14 protein-coding genes and 1 tRNA gene are annotated in these 18491 nt (G+C 58.3%); 6 read left to right on the top strand and 9 right to left on the bottom strand.

All coding sequences use genetic code 11. The annotated features are described in order from the left end of the window. Positions 1-60 precede the first annotated feature (60 nt). Positions 61-1599: a YifB family Mg chelatase-like AAA ATPase gene (locus H8B14_RS03380; protein ID WP_187314174.1), complete on the top strand. Its 1539-nt coding sequence runs from the start codon at positions 61-63 to the stop codon at positions 1597-1599. Between the two features lie 137 nt (positions 1600-1736). Here the strand turns inward: H8B14_RS03380 and H8B14_RS03385 are convergent. After that, positions 1737-1812 (bottom strand) — tRNA-Lys (locus tag H8B14_RS03385). A 237-nt stretch (positions 1813-2049) separates the two neighbouring features. Between H8B14_RS03385 and H8B14_RS03390 the strand changes: the two genes are divergently transcribed. Next, positions 2050-3081 carry a quinone-dependent dihydroorotate dehydrogenase gene (locus tag H8B14_RS03390; protein WP_187314175.1) on the top strand — a complete coding sequence of 344 codons (1032 nt, stop codon included), beginning with the start codon at positions 2050-2052 and terminating at the stop codon, positions 3079-3081. 216 nt (positions 3082-3297) lie between these two features. Here the strand turns inward: H8B14_RS03390 and H8B14_RS03395 are convergent, their stop codons facing one another. After that, positions 3298-4407: an acyloxyacyl hydrolase gene (locus H8B14_RS03395; RefSeq protein WP_187314176.1), complete on the bottom strand. Its 1110-nt coding sequence runs from the start codon at positions 4405-4407 to the stop codon at positions 3298-3300. A 203-nt stretch (positions 4408-4610) separates the two neighbouring features. On the opposite strand from H8B14_RS03395, the gene H8B14_RS03400 reads away from it, so the two are divergent. The 3 genes from H8B14_RS03400 (at position 4611) to H8B14_RS03410 (ending at position 7154) form a co-directional block, all read left to right on the top strand. After that, complete coding sequence (locus H8B14_RS03400; protein ID WP_187314177.1) at positions 4611-5354, top strand: porin family protein; 744 nt, start codon at positions 4611-4613, stop codon at positions 5352-5354. A 136-nt stretch (positions 5355-5490) separates the two neighbouring features. Continuing rightward, on the top strand, positions 5491-6147 hold the full coding sequence (locus H8B14_RS03405; RefSeq protein ID WP_187314178.1) for a porin family protein: 657 nt from the start codon (positions 5491-5493) through the stop codon (positions 6145-6147). A 164-nt stretch (positions 6148-6311) separates the two neighbouring features. Then, positions 6312-7154 carry an outer membrane beta-barrel protein gene (locus tag H8B14_RS03410; RefSeq protein WP_187314179.1) on the top strand — a complete coding sequence of 281 codons (843 nt, stop codon included), beginning with the start codon at positions 6312-6314 and terminating at the stop codon, positions 7152-7154. A 54-nt stretch (positions 7155-7208) separates the two neighbouring features. Here H8B14_RS03410 and H8B14_RS03415 read toward each other — a convergent pair whose 3' ends face one another. The 4 genes from H8B14_RS03415 to H8B14_RS03430 all read right to left on the bottom strand — a co-directional run bounded on the left by H8B14_RS03415 (position 7209) and on the right by H8B14_RS03430 (position 15447). Next, on the bottom strand, positions 7209-8573 hold the full coding sequence (locus tag H8B14_RS03415) for a dipeptidase (RefSeq protein ID WP_187314180.1): 1365 nt from the start codon (positions 8571-8573) through the stop codon (positions 7209-7211). A gap of 75 nt (positions 8574-8648) precedes the next feature. Then, on the bottom strand, positions 8649-9095 hold the full coding sequence (locus H8B14_RS03420; protein WP_187314181.1) for a hypothetical protein: 447 nt from the start codon (positions 9093-9095) through the stop codon (positions 8649-8651). Positions 9096-9171: 76 nt separating this feature from the next. Beyond that, positions 9172-9813 (bottom strand): glycerol-3-phosphate 1-O-acyltransferase PlsY, encoded by a 642-nt coding sequence (gene plsY / locus H8B14_RS03425; RefSeq protein WP_187314182.1) that lies wholly within the window; start codon positions 9811-9813, stop codon positions 9172-9174. A 273-nt stretch (positions 9814-10086) separates the two neighbouring features. Continuing rightward, positions 10087-15447 (bottom strand): hypothetical protein, encoded by a 5361-nt coding sequence (locus tag H8B14_RS03430; protein WP_187314183.1) that lies wholly within the window; start codon positions 15445-15447, stop codon positions 10087-10089. Between the two features lie 295 nt (positions 15448-15742). Here H8B14_RS03430 and H8B14_RS03435 point away from each other — a divergent pair, with 295 nt between their 5' ends. After that, positions 15743-16084, top strand: coding sequence for a hypothetical protein (locus tag H8B14_RS03435; RefSeq protein ID WP_187314184.1), 342 nt, complete (start codon positions 15743-15745; stop codon positions 16082-16084). Between the two features lie 78 nt (positions 16085-16162). Here the strand turns inward: H8B14_RS03435 and prmA are convergent, their stop codons facing one another. The 3 genes from prmA to tpiA all read right to left on the bottom strand — a co-directional run bounded on the left by prmA (position 16163) and on the right by tpiA (position 18449). Continuing rightward, entirely contained in the window at positions 16163-16996 is an 834-nt protein-coding gene (gene prmA, locus H8B14_RS03440) for a 50S ribosomal protein L11 methyltransferase (protein WP_187314185.1), read from the bottom strand. A 171-nt stretch (positions 16997-17167) separates the two neighbouring features. After that, complete coding sequence (locus tag H8B14_RS03445) at positions 17168-17551, bottom strand: DUF6150 family protein (RefSeq protein ID WP_187314186.1); 384 nt, start codon at positions 17549-17551, stop codon at positions 17168-17170. A gap of 133 nt (positions 17552-17684) precedes the next feature. Then, a complete protein-coding gene (gene tpiA, locus H8B14_RS03450; RefSeq protein ID WP_187314187.1) occupies positions 17685-18449 on the bottom strand; it encodes a triose-phosphate isomerase in 765 nt (254 codons plus the stop codon). Between the last annotated feature and the right edge of the window lie 42 nt (positions 18450-18491).

The raw sequence follows: 18491 nt of genomic DNA on the forward strand, positions 1-18491 counted from the left end.
GCCGGACAGTGGTATTTCGGCTATATTGCTACTCCACTTTATCGTTTGTCTGCTGATCCTATGCTTACCAAAACCTTCGGCTCGGCCGTGCAGGGAGTAAATGCTTATACCATTACCATTGAAGTAGTTGTATCGCAGGGCACCAATTTTTACGTGGTAGGGCTGCCCGATAATGCCATTAAGGAAAGCCAGCAGCGGATTGAGGCAGCCCTCAAGTTTCGGGGGCTGCGGATGCCGCGCACCAAGGTGGTGGTGAACATGGCCCCCGCCGACATCCGCAAGGAAGGCTCGGCCTACGATTTGCCCATTGCGCTGGGTATCCTGCACGCCTCACAGCAGCTCAACACCGAACGCCTGGGCGAGTACATCATCATGGGTGAAATGGCACTGGATGGGGCACTGCGGCCAATCCGCGGAGTACTGCCCATTGCCATTCAGGCCCGCAAGGAAGGTTTCAAGGGCTTCATTCTGCCCCGCGAGAATGCCCGGGAGGCGGCCATCGTCAACAACCTCGACATCATTCCGGTGGACACCATGCAGGAGGCCATCGACTTCTTTGAGGGCCGCCTAGCCATTGAGCCGGTGGTGATGGACACGCGCGACGCCTTCCAGCTCGATGCCAACCAATACGCCGCCGACTTTGCTGATGTGCAGGGCCAGGAAAATATCAAGCGGGCCCTGGAAATTGCGGCGGCCGGCGGCCACAACGTTATTATGATCGGGCCGCCCGGCGCGGGCAAAACCATGCTGGCCAAGCGCCTGCCCACTATTCTGCCGCCGCTGGCCATTCAGGAAGCCCTCGAAACCACCAAGATTCATTCGGTGGCCGGCAAGTTGGGCGCCAACGCCTCGCTGCTGGGCACGCGGCCGTTCCGAGCCCCACACCATACCATTTCCGACGTGGCGCTGGTGGGTGGCGGCGGCAATCCACAGCCCGGTGAAATCTCGCTGGCTCACAATGGCGTGCTGTTTCTGGATGAGCTGCCGGAGTTCAAGCGCACGGTGCTGGAAGTGATGCGCCAGCCGCTGGAAGAGCGCCGCGTGACCATCTCGCGGGCCAAAATCAGCATCGACTTTCCGGCCAACTTCATGCTGATTGCGAGCATGAACCCCTGCCCCTGCGGCTACTACAACCACCCCGAAAAGGAGTGCGTGTGCGGCCCCGGCGTGGTGCAGCGCTACCTCAACAAAGTCAGCGGCCCGCTCCTCGACCGGATTGATTTGCACGTGGAAGTTACGCCCGTTACGTTCGACCAGATGACGGAAACGCGCAAAGCCGAGAGCAGCCAGGATATCCAGCGCCGCGTAGATGCGGCCCGGCAGGTGCAGGCCCGCCGCTTCCAGGAGTTTCCCGACATACATTCCAACGCCATGATGCCGCCCCAGATGGTGAAGGACATCTGCGCCATCAACGACGCGGGCCGCACGCTGCTCAAAACCGCCATGGAGCGCCTCGGCCTCTCGGCCCGCGCCTACGACCGGATTCTGAAAGTAGCCCGCACCATTGCTGACCTGGCCGAGACCGACGAAATCCAGCTGCCGCACCTGGCCGAGGCCATCCAGTACCGCAGCCTCGACCGGGAGGGCTGGGCCGGCTGAATCACGGGTTTTGTAGTTGACGCGGAGTCAGATACCGGGATGCTTGGTGATGGCTGCCCAACCGAAGCTTGCAGGGACTTTAGTTCTGGTAGACACCAATAAAAAAACCCCTCACTGCGCTTCGCAGTGAGGGGTTTTGGTGATCCCGCTGGGATTCGAACCCAGGACCCATACATTAAAAGTGTATTGCTCTACCAGCTGAGCTACAGAATCGGTTCCCGTGGCAGTGGCGTTAACTTCCTGCTGAAGGGATGGCAAAAGTACTAGGTGATTTCACTTCCTGCAAGCTTTTTCCAGCCTTTGCTGTCTGGCAGCCACCGTTGCCCAACCAATTCAGCTAGCTTTCAGGCATATATCTATCAAAATAAATTTTCTGTTAGCTACTGCAGTTGGGTGCGCCCACTAACGGAATAAGTAGGAGCTTTGCCTTCCGGAAACGACTGGTCAGCCATGTACAAAGCTCTACTCAAGCCCCTGCTCTTTCAACTCGACGCGGAAAAGGCACATCATCTGGTGTTCAACAACCTGCGCCGCGCCCACCGCGTGCCGGGCGGGGCGGCGGCATTGCGCGGGCTCTACGACTTTCAGCACCCGGATCTGGAGCGGGAGGTGTTCGGGCTGCGGTTTCGCAATCCGGTGGGACTGGCCGCCGGCCTCGACAAAAACGCCGAGCTGCTGCCGGAGCTAGGGGCGCTGGGCTTTGGCTTCGTGGAAATCGGGACGGTGACGCCCCGGCCGCAGCCCGGCAACCCCACGCCGCGCCTGTTCCGGCTGCCGCAGGACGGGGCGCTGCTCAACCGCATGGGCTTCAACAACCACGGCGCCGCCGCCGCCGCCGAGCACCTGCGCGGCCCACGGCCGGCCGGCCTGATTGTGGGTGGCAACATCGGCAAGAACAAAGACACGCCCAACGAGCAAGCCGCCCATGACTACGTGGCCTGCGTGGAGGCCCTGCACAGCGTAGTGGACTACTTTGTGGTGAACGTGTCGTCGCCGAATACGCCGGGGCTGCGGCAGCTGCAGGAGCGGGAGCCGCTGATTCGGCTGCTGCAGCAGGTGCAGGAGCGCAACGCTACGCTGCCTTCGCCCCGCCCGCTGCTGCTCAAAATTGCGCCCGACCTCACCGATGCGCAGCTCGACGACATCCTACTTATTGCCCGCGAAACCCAGCTCAGTGGCCTCGTGGCCACCAACACCACCATCAGCCGCGACGGCCTGCAGACCAACGCCAGCCAAGTTCAGGGCCTGGGTGCCGGAGGCCTGAGCGGCCGCCCGCTACGCCAGCGGGCCACCGAAGTGGTGCGCTACCTGCATCAGCACAGCAACGGCGCGCTGCCCATCATTGGGGTGGGCGGCATTCACTCGTCCGAGGATGCCAAGGAGAAGCTGGCTGCCGGCGCCTCGCTCGTGCAGCTCTACACCGGCTTCGTGTACGAAGGGCCCGGCCTGATCAAGCGCATCAATCAGGCACTGGTGAAGTAGCTGAGTGGTGTGTGTGTGGAGTGATGGATTGGACGTCATGCTGAGCTTGTCGAAGCATCTCTACCGCTTCGCAGAAAATTTATTCCGGGCAGCGCGAGAAATCTGGCTTGCTGACATTTGCAACGATAACGCAACGAAGCAGTAGAGATGCTTCGGCAAGCTCAGGATGACAGAACCGCTTTACGCAGCACACCAACGAATCAGCACACCAACGAATCACAGCTTCACGCCCAGTTTCCACTCAATTACGTCGGCGGAGCCGCGGTGCACTTTGAGGTCGACGGCGCCGAAAAGACGGTCGGTGACGTGGTATTTCAGGCCGATTCGCTCGTAGTAGAACTTGTTGGATTTGTAGGGATTGTAGAGGTAGAAACCCAGATGCGTGACGACGGCCAGACGGCCAAATAACAGCTCGTGGCCGATGATAGCGCCAGCCTTTTTCACGTCGGGCAGGTGGTCGGTGGTGCGGGCGGTGTCGCGCAGCTCGGCTAGCAGACTACGGTCGTAGAAGCCTTCCAGGCCTACCAGCAGGTTGCTTTTGCGCCCAATGCGGCGCCCACCCAGCACCGATACGGAGTGCACGAGGTACTTTTGCCGGTTGATGGCGCTGCGCTGCTTGAAACCCAGGCTGGAACTCAGGTTCAGGAAGTTCTGGCCCAGGTCGGTAGGGGTGTCGTCGGTGGGCGGCGCCAGCGGCACGAAGGGCCGCTGCTGGTGGTAGTTGAGCCCCAGAAATACGGTGGGCAGGTTGATACCGAAGTTAGGCTTGGTGGTAGCGCCGTTGGAATAATGATTGAGCCCCAGCCCCACCAGCAAACCCAGGTGCTCGGCTACAGCCATATCATATTCCAGGCGCATCTGCAGCACGGCATTCAGGCGCGAGCTGACGATGGTGTTTTTATGGTTGGTTTCGAGGTCGAACGGGTTGGTGAAGTAGGCAAGGCCCGTACCCAAGCGGAAATTCAACTCGCGGCGGGGCGAATACAGAACACGCTTGTTGAGGTAGATGGTGGATGCGTAGGAACGCCCCAATACAGGGTTGTGGTAGTCGTAGTAAACCAGCGCCATCCCGATTTTGGGGTAGCGGTACCACGCGTGCCAGGGCTCCGAGCCATTGAGCTGGCGCTGCAGATTCAGCTCCAGGCCAGTAGGGTGCGACACGGCCAGGTGGTTGATGGCCGGCGTGTGGGCCAGAATGAAACTACCCTGCGCATAGGCCCCGATTATCAGGGGGCCGGGCGGTGCTACCTGCGCTTGCAGCGGCCCGGCCAGAACAGCCAGTAGCGCCCCTGTCAGCTTCATACTCAATCGGATAGAAAAAGGCATACAGCAACAAAGCAAGCACGAAAATAGGCACCGCAGCTGTTGCGCTACGCACTTTCTTTCAACATTAATTTTCAGTCCCAACGCAACATTTAGGTCACTTCTTTCGCTAAGAGGCCCTGAAACGGCCCGTCTGGTGGCCTTTGGCGCTGGCTTGTGTTGCCGTTGTGTGTTTGCCACCTCCACCCCTCCCTCACCCCCTTCTCATGAAAAAGTCTCTTGCCCTCACGCTGGCCTTGGTGTCAGCAGCCGCTGTTGCTCACGCCCAGGATGCCGGCGGATTTCGTATCGGCATCAAAGCCGGCGCTACGTATTCCAACATCTCCGGCGACAATGTCAACCTGATTACCGGCAACAACTATAGCACCGACCTCGGCGACTATAAGCTGGGTTATAACGGTGGTATCAGCGCCACGATTCCGCTCAGCAGCGACGGGTTCTTCTCGTTCTCGCCGGAATTGCTGTACAACCGCAAGGGCTACGAAATTTCCTCGACCCAGAAGTCGGGTCTGGCAGCCGGCGTATCGTCGGTAGAGCAGGAGCAGCAGCGCGTGCTGCACTACCTCGATGTGCCGTTGCTGGCTAAAATCAACGCTGGTGGCTTGTTTTTCGAGTTGGGCCCACAGGTGAGCTACCTGTTTGGCTCGAAAACCAAAGCGCAGACGACCACCAAGTACAACAACGGCACCAAGGATAAAGTGGAAGATAACGGTGGCTTCTTGGACTACACCGGCGTGAGCCGCGACGAAGCCTACAAGTCTGACCTGGCGCAGTTTGACATCAGCGGTGTAGCCGGCGTAGGCTACATGACCGACGGCGGCATCAGCCTGGGCTTGCGCTATGCGCGCGGCTTCAACTCCTTGATTGACAGCAAGGATACCGACAACGAGCTTAAGGCCTTCAACAACGCCTATACGCTGCAGGTCGGCTACCTGATTCCAACCAAATAAGCAGCTGACACAATACCTACTGAAAACGGCCGTTTCTTCGCTCTGAAGAAGTGGCCGTTTTTTTGCTACTGCCCGATCCAGCTACCCGGTTGGCCGCGTATAGGCCGTATCGTTGTTTGTTCAACCTTCATTTCTCATGAAAAAGACTTCTGTTGCTCTGTTTGCCCTATTGCTGCTGGGCGGCGCTTCGGCCCACGCGCAAGGCGTACGTTTTGGCCTGAAAGGCGGCGCTAACCTCTCCAACCTCGCTGGCGACCTGACCGATGAAGACCGGTTCGACAGTAAAGTAGGTTTCCATGCCGGCGCCATGCTCAATATTGGCTTGCTCGACGATGGATTCCTGTCGCTGCAGCCGGAAGTGCTGTTTTCGCAAAAAGGCTACGAGTACAATGGCAGCCGGGCTTTCGGGCTCTACACCTACGATGGCAAGGTTACGTACAACTACATTGACGTGCCGGTGCTGCTAAAAGTGAAGGCAGGCAGTGTGTACTTCGAGGCCGGCCCGCAGTACAGCTACCTGATGAAGGTGAAGGACGAAGGCACCCGCTCATTAGGCAACGTGCTGGTGGGACGCACCGACGCTGAGCAGAGCCTCGACAACGTGAACCGCAACGAGCTAGGCTATGCCGCCGGCCTTGGCTACCAGTCTGAGCAGGGCTTTATGCTGGGGCTGCGCTACAACGGCTCACTCACCGATTTCGCCAAAAACGACTCCTACTACAACGGCGACCTGCGCAACGCCCGCAACTCAGTGATTCAAGCTTCTGTGGGCTTCCTGCTGCCAGGCAAGTAAACCAACCTACTAATATTGCTCCTCAAAAAGCCTTCTGCCTCATCTGGCAGAAGGCTTTTTGTTTTGTACCGTCTCACCAGCTGCTCTTGGCTCATTTGTTGCGGACTCAGCCTGGCTGGTATTGTGGGATGCTTGCCGAATGTACTACCGCTTATTTCTTTGCTATGATAAAAAAGCTACTGCTGATAGTTGTAAGTACAGGAGCTACGCAACTTGCAGGCGTTGCCCAAACAGTGAAAGTTGGTATAAAAGCCGGCGCCAGCTTGTCTAATGGTGTTGGGGCTGATGTAAGCCAGAGCCGCCTCAGATTGGGCTGGCATGCTGGTAGCATGGCTCAAATTAAGTTCAGCGAGAATATAGGCATACAGGCAGAAGCGCATTACTCGCTGAAGGGCGACAAGTCTGAGAAGTATGCCCCTAGCATCAGCCATCGGCTGGCATATCTTGATGTTCCGGTGCTGCTACAATACACGCTGGATGATATTTTTCTGGAAGCCGGACCTACTATCAGCCATTTACTGGCCGTGAAGCCCAATGACCCCACACTGTATAGGGTCGGCAAACTTCCTTTCATTACTTACACCTATGGTTTTGCTGTAGGGTTTGGCTATCAGGATCCATCCGGGCTACAGATGGGCTGGCGCTATACTGCCGACCTTACACCGCTTTACCGTGATGTTGATTTCTCCGGTGACGTCATCCGAACACGTATTCGCAACAGCACGCTGCAGTTTTATATGGGGGCCTTATTCAAGCCAGAGCAAGTTGGGCGCGCAACGGCAGCTGCCGGTACTGCTACCTGGCGAGGCAGTAAAAACCTGGTGCGTGGGACCGGTCGTCTACTGTTTACGAAGGTTCCAGCGCTAATTTTTCGGGGTGCTGGCTTTTTGTTTTATCGAGGGCCTGGTAAACTGGTAGAAGCCGTACGGAGTGCTAATCAGAAGAATGCTAATGCCAGTGAGCAGCCTACTGCGCCACCTGCACTGCCAGCAGCACCACTTAAATAAAAGCGGCTCCCAATGCATTGGGAGCCGCTTTTATTTAAGTGGTGCTGCTAGCCTCTACGCCTTCATGGCTGCCGCGTAGTTGCGGAAGAAGTGCGGAATAGTTTCGATGCCTTTCAGGAAGTTGAAGACGCCGTAGTGCTCGTTGGGTGAGTGGATGGCGTCGGAATCGAGGCCGAAACCGAACAGCACGGTATCCACGCCCAGCTCGCTCTTGAACATGGCCACAATCGGGATGGAGCCGCCGCCGCGCGTCGGAATCGGGCGCTTGCCGAAGGTGGTTTCCATGGCGTCGGCCGCGGCTTTGTAGGCTACCGAGTCGGTAGGCGTCACGACGGGCTCCCCGCCGTGGTGGGGCTTCACTACCACCGTCACGCCGGCCGGGGCAATGCGGGTGAAGTGCTGCTGGAACAGAGCCGTAATTTCGTCAGAGGTCTGGCTGGGCACCAGGCGCATCGAAATCTTGGCAAAGGCCTTGGAGGCAATAACCGTTTTAGCGCCCTCGCCGGTGTAGCCGCCCCAGATGCCGTTCACGTCCAGCGTGGGCCGGATGCCGATGCGCTCCACGGTGGTATAGTCTTTCTCACCGTACACGTCTTTCAGGCCAATGCTCTGCTTGAACTCGTCGTCGGAGTGTGGCACGCGGTTCAGTTCGGCGCGCTCCTCGGCACTCAGCACGGCTACGTTGTTGTAGAACTCGGGGATGGTAATGTGGTTGTTTTCGTCGTGCAGCGAGGCAATCATCTTGCAGAGCACGTTGATGGGGTTGGGCACGGCGCCGCCGTAGATGCCGGAGTGCAGGTCGCGGTTGGGGCCCGTCACTTCCACTTCGTGGTAGCTCAGGCCGCGCAAGCCCACCTCAATGCTGGGCGCGTCATTGGCGAGCATGCCGGTATCGGAAATCAGGATGACGTCGGCCTTCAGCTTTTCCTTGTTGGCGCGCACGAAGATGCCCAAGTTGCTGGAGCCGATTTCCTCTTCGCCTTCCACCATCACCTTCACGTTGCAGGGCAGGCCACCATCCAGGTTCATCAGCTCCAGGGCCTTCACGTGCATGTACACCTGGCCTTTGTCGTCGCAGGCGCCGCGGGCGTAGATCTTCTCGTTTTTGATAACGGGCTCGAACGGCGGCGAATCCCAAAGCTCATACGGGTCGGCGGGCTGCACGTCGTAGTGGCCATACACGAGCACCGTAGGCAAACTGGGGTCGATGATTTTCTCGCCGTAAACGATGGGGTTGCCGGCCGTGGGGCACAGCTCCACGTTGTCGAGGCCTACTTCTTCGAAGCGGGTTTTTAGAAACTCCGCGGCCTTCAGCACGTCGCCGTGGAACTTGGGGTCGGCCGAAACCGAGGGAATACGCAGCCAGTCGAGCAGTTCGCTCAGAAAACGGTCTTGGTGCTGTTCGAGGAGAGAAGCCATGCGGGAAGCGGGGTTAGTGGGAATTCGGGGGTAAAGGTAGTTGAGAGGCAGCATATGCTGTAATCGAAGCAATAGCTACTTGCTTATATACATATCATTAGCCTTTATAACGTTCATCATACCACCATATAAATATATTTTCATTACCTCAGGATCATAAAATACATTTTCGTGGCACTCGACGGTATCACCATTAGCTCCTATTTTCATAATAGGTTCGTAACTTTTTAGATTGCTATTCACAAAACTCTTGATAAAATTAGACACTTTAGCCTTTTCACAGTCACTATGCTTTATCAGAATAGAATCCCCATATGCATTCATCACAGCACATGGCCGCATTATATCAATAAATTCTCTATGTATAAAAGAAGACATTTCAATACTTGTAGTATCATTTGACTTGCTTATTTTAATATAATAAACAGCATCTTTTAAATTATTTCTCTTCATATATGACTTAATTTCATATTTAACGTATTCGCTTTTAAATTCTGGATATTTATCTAAATCTGTTTTCATATCCGCACAGGACATGCACAAAAGCAATAAAATACTACAGACCTTAGGTGACATATTACTATTTATGAAAAGGCAATTACTTCCGCTTCCACGGCAGCGGCACGCGGCTTTCGGTGCCGCTGCGCAGCCGCCCGATGTTGGCGCGGTGGGTGTAGACGAGCAGCGCCGCCAGAATAAACCCGAACCACACCAGCAGCGGGTTTTGCGGCCGAAACGCCGGTAGCAGCTGTAGCAGCGCAAACGCCACCCCAGCCGACATGCTGCTCAACGACACGTACTGCGTGGTAGCCAGCACCGCCAGAAACACCAGCACGCACACGCCCACCGTGGCGGGCGCAATGGCCAGCATCATGCCCAGCACCGTGGCCACGCCCTTGCCGCCCCTGAACCCCGCAAACACCGGGTAGATATGCCCCACAATGGCCAGAATGCCACACGCCAGCTGGAAATACAGCAGCTGACCGGGCGTGATGGCGCCCTGATTGAGCATCACCTGGGCCAGCGAAGTAGCGGCCCAGCCTTTCAGCACGTCGATGGCCATAACGAAGGAGCCGGGCTTCTTGCCCAGCACCCGGAAGGTGTTGGTGGCGCCGGCGTTGCCGGAGCCATGCTCCCGGATATCGAGGCCGAAAAAGCGCTGCCCCACCCACAGCGCCGTGGGAATGGAGCCGAGCAGGTAGGCGGCCAGCAGCAGGCCGAGGATGATAGCAAGATTCATGGGCGGGAAGAGCGAGAGAAGGCCAAAGATAGAAAGTGCAGCATACGCTTCCGCACGCCGTACGACTGAAGCCCATCCTCCCGGTCCGACGGTAGCAGCCGTCCGACCGGTTGCCACCAGCTGCTGTTGTTTGCGTGGGCCTGATTCGGGCAGCGGCCGGCAGGTGGCGCGTACGACAACCGGTCGGACGCCAGTGGCGTCGGGCCGGGAGCAGGAAACCCGAAAACTACAAAACGCAAAACGCCCCGGCTTGGGAGCCGGGGCGCTGGTTGCTTACGAGTCGCCGAAGGGGTCGTCTTCTTTGGACTTCTTCTTCTTGGCGTCCTCTTTGGCTTTCTTCTCTTCTTCTTTCTTCAGCCGCTCGGCTTCCTTTTTGGCCTGCTTCGGGTCGACGGCGGGCTCATCGTTGGCGGCGGGCTCGGCAGCTACCGGCTCGGCGGCTTTCTTGGGCTTCTTGCTGGTGTCTTCCACCGGCGTTTCGTCGGCGCCAAAAGCGGCTTCCTCTTTCTTGTTCTTCTTCTTTTTCTCTACTGGCGCTTCCTCAATCGGCATGCCGTCGGCGTCGAAGGCGGGCTCGTTGCCTTTCTTCTTTTTCTTCTTGCCGTTATCCTGGTCGAAGTCGAAGTTGCCGGTGCTCTGCGCCGCCGACGATATCGGCGCCTTGATCTTCTTGGGGTCTTCGCGCAGGTAGTCTTTGCGGAAGTGCGTCAGGTACTGCTGCACCTCCTGGTCGTCGCCGAGGAAGAAGCCATACTGCGTGGCCGTGTTGTAGTCGCCTTTGGCGGCGCGGCCCACAATTTCGTCAAAAGAGCCGTGCTGGGCCTTGGCCAGCAACGCCGTGCCCGAGTACTTCAGGAAGTACCAGGTCTGGGGTTCGGCTTCCAGGTAGAGGTTCACCTCGTCGGTGTTGTTTTCGCCTTTCCGGATTTCAATGTAGCCGTCAATCAGCGCGTTCAAATCCTTCTTACCGATGCTCACGAGGCCAATCTTGCCCACCGAGTGCCAAGCCTTGAACTTCTCGTTCCAACGCAGATTCACCTTGTTGAGCACCACCGTGTGCAGCAACTTGGGCGAGAGTTTCTGCAGCGGCTCGTACTTGCCGCGGCGCTCGGCGTAGCTCTGCACGCCCTTGTTGCCCATGAACTCGGCCAGCTTGTATAGCTCTTCCTGCGAGCCGTCGAGGGCTTCGGGGGCGCCTTTGGTGTTGGTAGCCATGTCGGTGGCCATGGCTTCCACGGCTTTCTCCGGCAGGTTGATGTCGAAGGTCAGGAAGCTGTTGATGGAGTAGCGGTTGCTATCGGGGCGGGCGGTGCCCACGCCCGAGGCCGTGATGCCGTAGTCTTTGCTGGAGTTGATGAAGTTGAGCTTGCCGCGGAAGCTCAGCGCCGACGACGAATCAATGAAGCTCAGCACCGAGCCTTCGTATTGGTTGGGGTCGGCCAGATCGTGATTGGCAATGGTATACACGCCTTTTTTCTGGTCGAAAGCCAGCGTGCCGCCCGCCTGGAAGAAGTTCCGGTCGATGATATCGGGCTTGGGGCCGGCAAACAGCGGGTATACCTTGCCGGTGCCATCCGACAGGAACAGGCCCGTAAACAGGTTGTCGTCGGCGGCCTTCACGCCGGGCTCCGGAATGCGCAGCCGGATGGCTTTCGGGTCAATGGAGTCCTGCACCGCAAACCACTCGGCAGCGGTAGGCACCTTACTGAACTCCAGCCGCGCCTGCCCATCGAAGATGAAGCCTTTGCGTTTGGAGCTCATGTTCACGCCGCCCCGGTAGGCAATGCGCGGAGCCAAATGGAACTTGTCTTTGGCATCGATGGTGGCCACGGCCGTAGTGGGCGGCGACAGGGGCGCACCGCTGTTGTCGTCGCCGCGCTTGAGCAGGCCCGCTTTTTTGGCGGCTACCGGCTTAGTGCCTTTCGCCGTAGCCATGCCCACCGCCGCCGAGTCGATCTGGAAGTTGGCGAACTTGATGGCAAACGAGTCGGCGGAGGCGTTTTTGTAGCTATACAGTGCGTTGCCGGTGAAGGCGTTGCGCGACAACACCTTGATTTCGCCCTGGTAGAGCTTGTGGAACTTGGCTAGTGTGTCCATCACAATGCCCGCGTTCTGGAAGGTGCGCATCTGAGCGTTGGCCAGCACATACACCTTGCTGGAGTCCGGCGAAATCCAGGCGTCGGCGGAGGCAATGTAGGGCACACCGCCGGCCACGAGGCGGTAGCGGGCCAGATCATACTGGCCGGTAGCGGCCCGGAATTTCAGGCCGTTCTGGTCTTTGCGGGTCGAGTAGAAGTAGGAGCGCGTGGAGTCGGCGCCGGGCGCTACCTTCAGCTGCACCAGCTTCTTTTTGAAGTCCCAGACGCCGCCCGACAGCGTGGTTTTGTAGTCGGAATACGGCAGGTCGATGCTGGACTTGTTGTCGTCGCTTTCGCGGGCAAAGACGGTGTTGCCGTTTTTCACGTCGTAGGCAAAGGCCACGTTGTTGGCCGTCAGGGCCGGCTTGTTGGGCTCGGCCGACTTGATGCTGAGCGTGGACTGCTTGCCACTATAGCTGGTGGGCTTGAAGGCAATCTGGGTGGAGCGGATAAATGACTGGGGCCCTTCGATGCGGCCGTCGCCGTAGAGGCCGCCCGGCGTGAGCGTAGCCACACCTTTGAAGCCGTACTGGTCGCCGTAGAGCAGCATAGGCTTGCCCTGCGTTCCGGCCTGGGTGCTCAAATACATCGAGTCCTGCTTGATGGCCCACTTCATCTGGTAGCCCGGCGGCAGGTTCACCTTCGTAAACTCAGTACCGTTCAGTGGCCCCGGCAGAATGGTGCCGGCCTTGCCCACCGTTACCACGGAGTCTCTGTAGAAAATAAACTGGTCGGAGCTGAGTGTGCTGGTGAGGTACTTCACGTCGCCGATGCCCTGGATGCCGCGGTTGCTCATCTTCACCTTGTTAAACAGGCGGCCCTTACCACCGTATAGCGGCACGCCTTCTTTGGGCAGGTCGTAGGTGAAGCCCAGCGAGCCATCTTCCTGCAGACTGAGCTTGGTTTTCATGTCGGGCATGATGCCGCCACTCACGAACGTGCCTTTGAAACCCACCGCCGAGCGGTTTTTGTTGTTGAGCGAGTCGAGCTTGAACGGCGGAATATCGAAGTACACCGTCGTGTCGTAGGCGCCGCCCAGTACCTCGGGCTTGTCGAAGTACACGTAGGCGCCGGTGGTAGCATCAAACGATGGATAGGCGCCTAGCTTCTTGCGCCCCGACTTATTGTTGGGGTGGTTGATGTAGAGCTTGCCGGTCGAGGTTTTCTTCTTGTTGGTAAGCGTAAAGTCGGTGTCCTTACGCGCCTTCATCACCGAGCCTTTCGAGTTCTTGCCCTTCACGATGATGGAGTCAATCTGGGCCAGATCAATGAAGAACCCGTCGTAGTCGAACTTGAACTCCTTGCCCTTGAACACGAAGGCCGAGGCCACCACCGTGCCGTTGAACAGGATGCCGCGGTTTTTCTGAATCCGAATGATGCTGGAATCGGGCTTCACGAATACCGTTACGGAGTCGTCGGAGAAGTTGAAGCGGTCCACACCGCGCACAATCAGGTCGTTGGAATTGAGGTTGAGCGTGGCGTTTTTGCCCGATGGCGACAGGCTCTTGATGGCAATGTGGTCGTAGTCCTTTTTGCCGCGGCTGGAATTCACGTAGTGCATGGCCTTGGGCCGCAGCGTAATCTGCTGGGTTTGCGGGTTCCAGTCCACGTATCCGTCACGGGCGAGGCCAGCGGCGGCCGAGCGCACGTTTTCAGGCTTGAGCTTGCGGAAATCGGCCACTTCCTGCACCGTGAAGCGCTTGCGGTTGCCGTTTTCGGCGCTGTAGCCCACCACCATCTGCAGCGGATGCAGCTTGTTGATGGCCTTGATCTGCTGGTAGCGGGTGTTGGTGTAGAACTCCTTGCTCTCGAAGTTGGCCGTCACCTGGTTTTTGGCCGTCAGAATAGAGAACTGAATATCGGGCGTCCGGATGGGCCAGGTCAGCATCTCGGCCGTGATTTCCATCTGGTGATAAGAGTCGTAGAACGGCGTGGTTTTGTAGAGGCCGGCTTCGCGCGCCAGTTGCAGCACCTGCGTTTTCTTGTTGTACTTCAGCTTCACGCCAGGGTGCGTAAGCGAGTCAATCTTGTCCTCGAAAATCGACACCGAGGCCCGCTCCGCCGTGATAACCGAGTCGCCGAGCACGTAGGCCCGGCTGTCGGCCCGGAACTTGGGCTTGCCGTCCACGTCCACGAAAATGCGCGACAACGAGCCGTCCAGCGACGCCGACAGCGTGCGGCTGCCCGCCAGCGAGAAGCCGCCATAGTAGCGGATATTCTCGCCGATGTTCTTCACGCGGGCGTCGTTGGTGAGCGAAATGAAGCGCGGGTAGCCGGAGTCGGTTGAACCAGTCTTTTTCTTCACGCTCTTATACGACAAGGCCCCTTTCACCGGTGCTTCCAGCACCGCCGGGTACGTGAGTGTTACGGGCTCGGCCGTAAACTCCGGCTTGTTGAGGTCGAAGTCGTAGGTGGTGAGGTCGGCCGTAACCGGGTTGCCGTTCACCTGCCAAGCGTACTGGCCACCGTAGCCTACAAACTTGCCGGTAAGCGGCAGCACGGCTCCGCTGGTTTTGGTGATGGTAACCGAGTCGGAGGCGCTGGAAATAAACAGGTCAGCATCTTTAAGCAGCAATACCGGCCCGCGGGTAGGCGGTGCCAGGTAGCTGTCATAGTACGGCGCGGGCTCATAGGCTGGTTCCGGAGCCGGAGCGGCTGTCGGCGCAGCACCTGCTTTGGCCGACGCGACTTTGGCCGTGGTTTTCTTAGGCGTGCCCCAGCCGTCGTTGCTGTCGCCCCAGCCGCTGCTGCTGCCGCTGCTCCAGAGGTCAGCGGTGTCCCAGCCGTCGGAGCTGCGCTTTTTGGTGGGTTTCTTGGCGGCGGGCTTGGCACCGGCTTTGGTGTTCAGCGGCTGCGTCAGGACGGGGGCCGACACGGGCGCCGGGGCTGGCGCGACGGCCGGGGCCATGCTGGGCATGTCCTGGTCGTTGTAGGCAAAGGAGAAGCTGCCGCCTACTACCCGCAGCGCGCTGTAGCGCGAGCGGTACAGCACCTTGGTATCCAGAAACTGAGCGGTGCTGACAATGAACTTCGATGCCTCCGGCCCCGGGTCGCGGCGCACGGTTTTGGTGAGGACATCCAGCAGCTCATCGGTTTGGCGGTCAGTGAAGTTCTGTACGGTAGCGCCCGCCACAATGGCTCCGAACAACGCCTCCAGGTGCGGGCGGGGCTTGTAGCCCAATGTCTGCATCTGCTGGGCCAGGGCCACGATGGTGGACTGCTGCGTAGCCGTGAGCTTGTTGCTGCCCCACAGCTGCTGCAGTTTGGCGGCAGTGTTTTTGGCAGCCGCATTGTTGGTGGCCGCCATCATCAGCTGCACATCCTGGATAAACTGTGTGGGGTCGGCGGAGAGCTTGCCGTTAAAGCGCGGCACCGCCGCCGGAGCAGCAGCAGGCTGCTGGCGGGCAGGCGTTTGCGGCTTGGGCTGCTGGGCCAAGGCGGGCATGCTCAGTGCCAGCAGCAGGGCGCTAAGCCACCCGAAAGCGAAGTGCTTCATAGAAAAATTCGTCGAAACCTGATAAGTCGCCTACAATTTCGTTAATAGTCGGCATACTCGGAGGCTTGGTGGCACCTGCTCCGCTATTTTGCTGGTTTTGGACTATTTGCCTCGCCTACGGTCCTACAAACAGGGCTTAACCGACTGCACACCTTGGCCTTTTGCCACAGGCAAATATTTACACTTCAGACACAGAAATTTCTCGTAAAGTTTACTGGGTGGCTCAGCTAAAACGGTATCTTTCGGAGTGCATCTGCGTATCTTATAAGCGGAACTCACTCATTGGACTTGTCTTATGCTAAACGCTGCTTCCCGGCTTTCTGCCCTTGCCCCGAACGCGCTGCTGCGCGCCGTCCAGACGCTGCGTGACGACATTACGCAACGCCTGGGCAAGTCTTCTGCCACTGTAACTGAGTGGAAGGAAATGCTGCTGCTTGTAGATCCAGAAGTGCAGGTGCGGCCCGAGTGCGGCACCGTCATCGTACGCCGCGGCAAAGCCGCCCTCGACCGGCTGGCCCGCCACTTTCTGGTGTCGCCGCAGGACGTGCTGCCCGCTCTTAACAGCAAAGCTTTGGTGCACGAAAACCCCGTTGATTACGGCCTCTCCGACGAGGAATGGCTGGCTTTGTGCTTGTAGCATTCTTTTGATTCCTCACGCAGGAAGGCCCGCACTATTTGGTAGTGCGGGCCTTCTTTTTGCTGGTGGCGAAGTGTATTATGCCTGATAAAAAATGGCAGACACCCAATGATTCTGGGTGCGGTGGCTGCCGTAGCGCAGGCCATGCTGCTCAGCGGCCGCCCGGATCAGGGCCAGGTCTTCCTCGTAGAACCCCGAAAACAGAATGGGGCAGCCGGGTTTCAAATACTGGCCATACGCGCCCATGTCCTCAAGGAGCACATTGCGGTTGATGTTGGCCAGAATGATATCAAACGGGGCCTCGCCTTCCAGCGCGGTGATGTCGCCAAGGCGGGCTTCCACTTTGTCCTGCACGTTGTTTTCGGCTGCATTGTCGGCGGCGTTTTCGGCGGTCCAGGGCTCCACGTCCACGGCCAGCACGTAGCTCGCGCCCAGGTGCACTGCCATAACGGCCAGAATGCCGGTGCCGCAGCCCATATCCAGCATGCGCTTGCCCTGGTGGTCTACGTCGAGCTGGTTGGTGATCATCAGGGCCGTGGTATCGTGGTGGCCGGTGCCAAACGACATGCGCGGCATAATGACGATTTCATACTGCAGATCGGGTCGGGCCTCATGAAACGGCGCCCGCACCGACACCTTCTCGGCAATAACCAGCGGCTGGAAGTTCTTCTCCCACTCGGCATTCCAGTTCTGGCGCGTAATCACGCGGTGCTCGTAGCCCAGCTCGCCCTGGCCCTCGTAGCGGCTCATAATTTCGCTGACGGCGTCGGCCGCAAACTGGTCTTCGTCGATGTAGGCGCAAAAGCCCTCGTCGTTGTCTTCAAAGGTGCTGTAGCCGACTTCGGCCAGCTCGGCCACCAGGATGTCGGCCAGTTCCCGGGGGGCCAGCACGCGCACTTCAACAAAATCCATAGTCAGGGGAGGAATTCAGGTTATCCGGGTACACCGGGGCCGCAAAGTTCGCAGGAAAAATGAGAGGTGAGACTTTCGTTCCAGTACCCATTGGCTGGGCTACCTGAACAAAAGTCTCACCTCTCACTTCTATCGTCCTGCTTCTGATTTATGACTTCTCGCTACTGCTGGCTACTGCTTGCGGCAGCCGGCGAAGGAGCGCACTTTAGTATAGCTGATGCTGAAATCGGCCAGACCGCGGTTCGGGGACACGAACAGCACATAGTCGGCGAAGTCGCGGGTTTCGGTGAAGTACCACAGGCCGGGTTTGTCGGCGAAGAGCTTGTTGCTTTCAGGAAACACCAGCACGTCGGCAAAGGCTTCTTCCGGCTCTTCGTACACCGCCCCGAAGCAGAAGCCCCGGCGGTTAGGGTCACGCTCCAGGTACACCGAGCCGTACAGCCGGCACGGCTCCAGCGACACTATCGTTGGCGCTGCCACAAACGGCACCCGCAACGGAGCGTCCGCAAACGGATTCAGGGCAAGCAAGCCGGAGAGTAATAGGGTGGAAAGCATAGGGTACGGTTAGAGCGTGTCCTTGCGACAATTATCCGGCCGAAATAAGTTCGTTGCCATTCTGAGTAAAGCGAAGAATCTAGGTTAACGCCTTGTGCGAATCCCAGATTCCTCGCTTCACTTGGAATGACAGTTAGAACGACTTGATAATTTCGGTGAAGTCGCGCGACTTAAGGGCGGCACCACCGATAAGGCCGCCGTCTACGTCGGGCTGGCTAAACAGCTCGCGGGCGTTCTGGGCATTGGCCGAACCGCCGTAGAGAATGGTAGTATTCAGGGCTGCCTCGGCGTCGTAGGCGCGGGCAATCTGCTCGCGGATGAAGGCATGCACTTCCTGGGCCTGGGCGCTGGTGGCCGTCTTGCCGGTCCCGATGGCCCAGATGGGTTCGTAGGCAATAACTACCTGCTCAAACTCTTCGTTGCTGAGGTGCAACAGGCCGTCTTTGAGCTGCTTCTCCAAGTACTTGAAAGTCTCGTCGGCTTCTCGGGTTTCCAGGGTTTCGCCCACGCAGAAAATGGGCTTAAGGCCGGCCGTCAGGGCGGCTTTCAGCTTCTCACTCAGCAGCTGGTCGTCTTCACGGAAGTACTGGCGGCGCTCCGAATGGCCCAGAATCACGTACTCCGCTCCTACCGACTGCAGCATCTTGGCTGACACCTCGCCGGTGAAGGCGCCGCTTTCCTTCTGGTGGCAGTTCTGCGCCCCCAAATGGAACCGACCACCCTCGGGCAGCTGCTTGCCGATGGCCGACAGAAACGGAAACGGCGGGCAGATAACCACCTCCACCGCGGAGCCGGTTACTTCATCCTGCACCATGTTGGTGATTTCAGACACCAGCGCCAGGCCATCCTGGAGGGTCATGTTCATTTTCCAGTTGCCGGCAACGAGGTTCTTGCGCATAAAAAAGTCGAGTAGAGAAGAGAGTTATTGAGTGGCCAAATT

This window comes from Hymenobacter puniceus (genome assembly GCF_014333525.1).
Taxonomy (GTDB): Bacteria; Bacteroidota; Bacteroidia; order Cytophagales; family Hymenobacteraceae; genus Hymenobacter.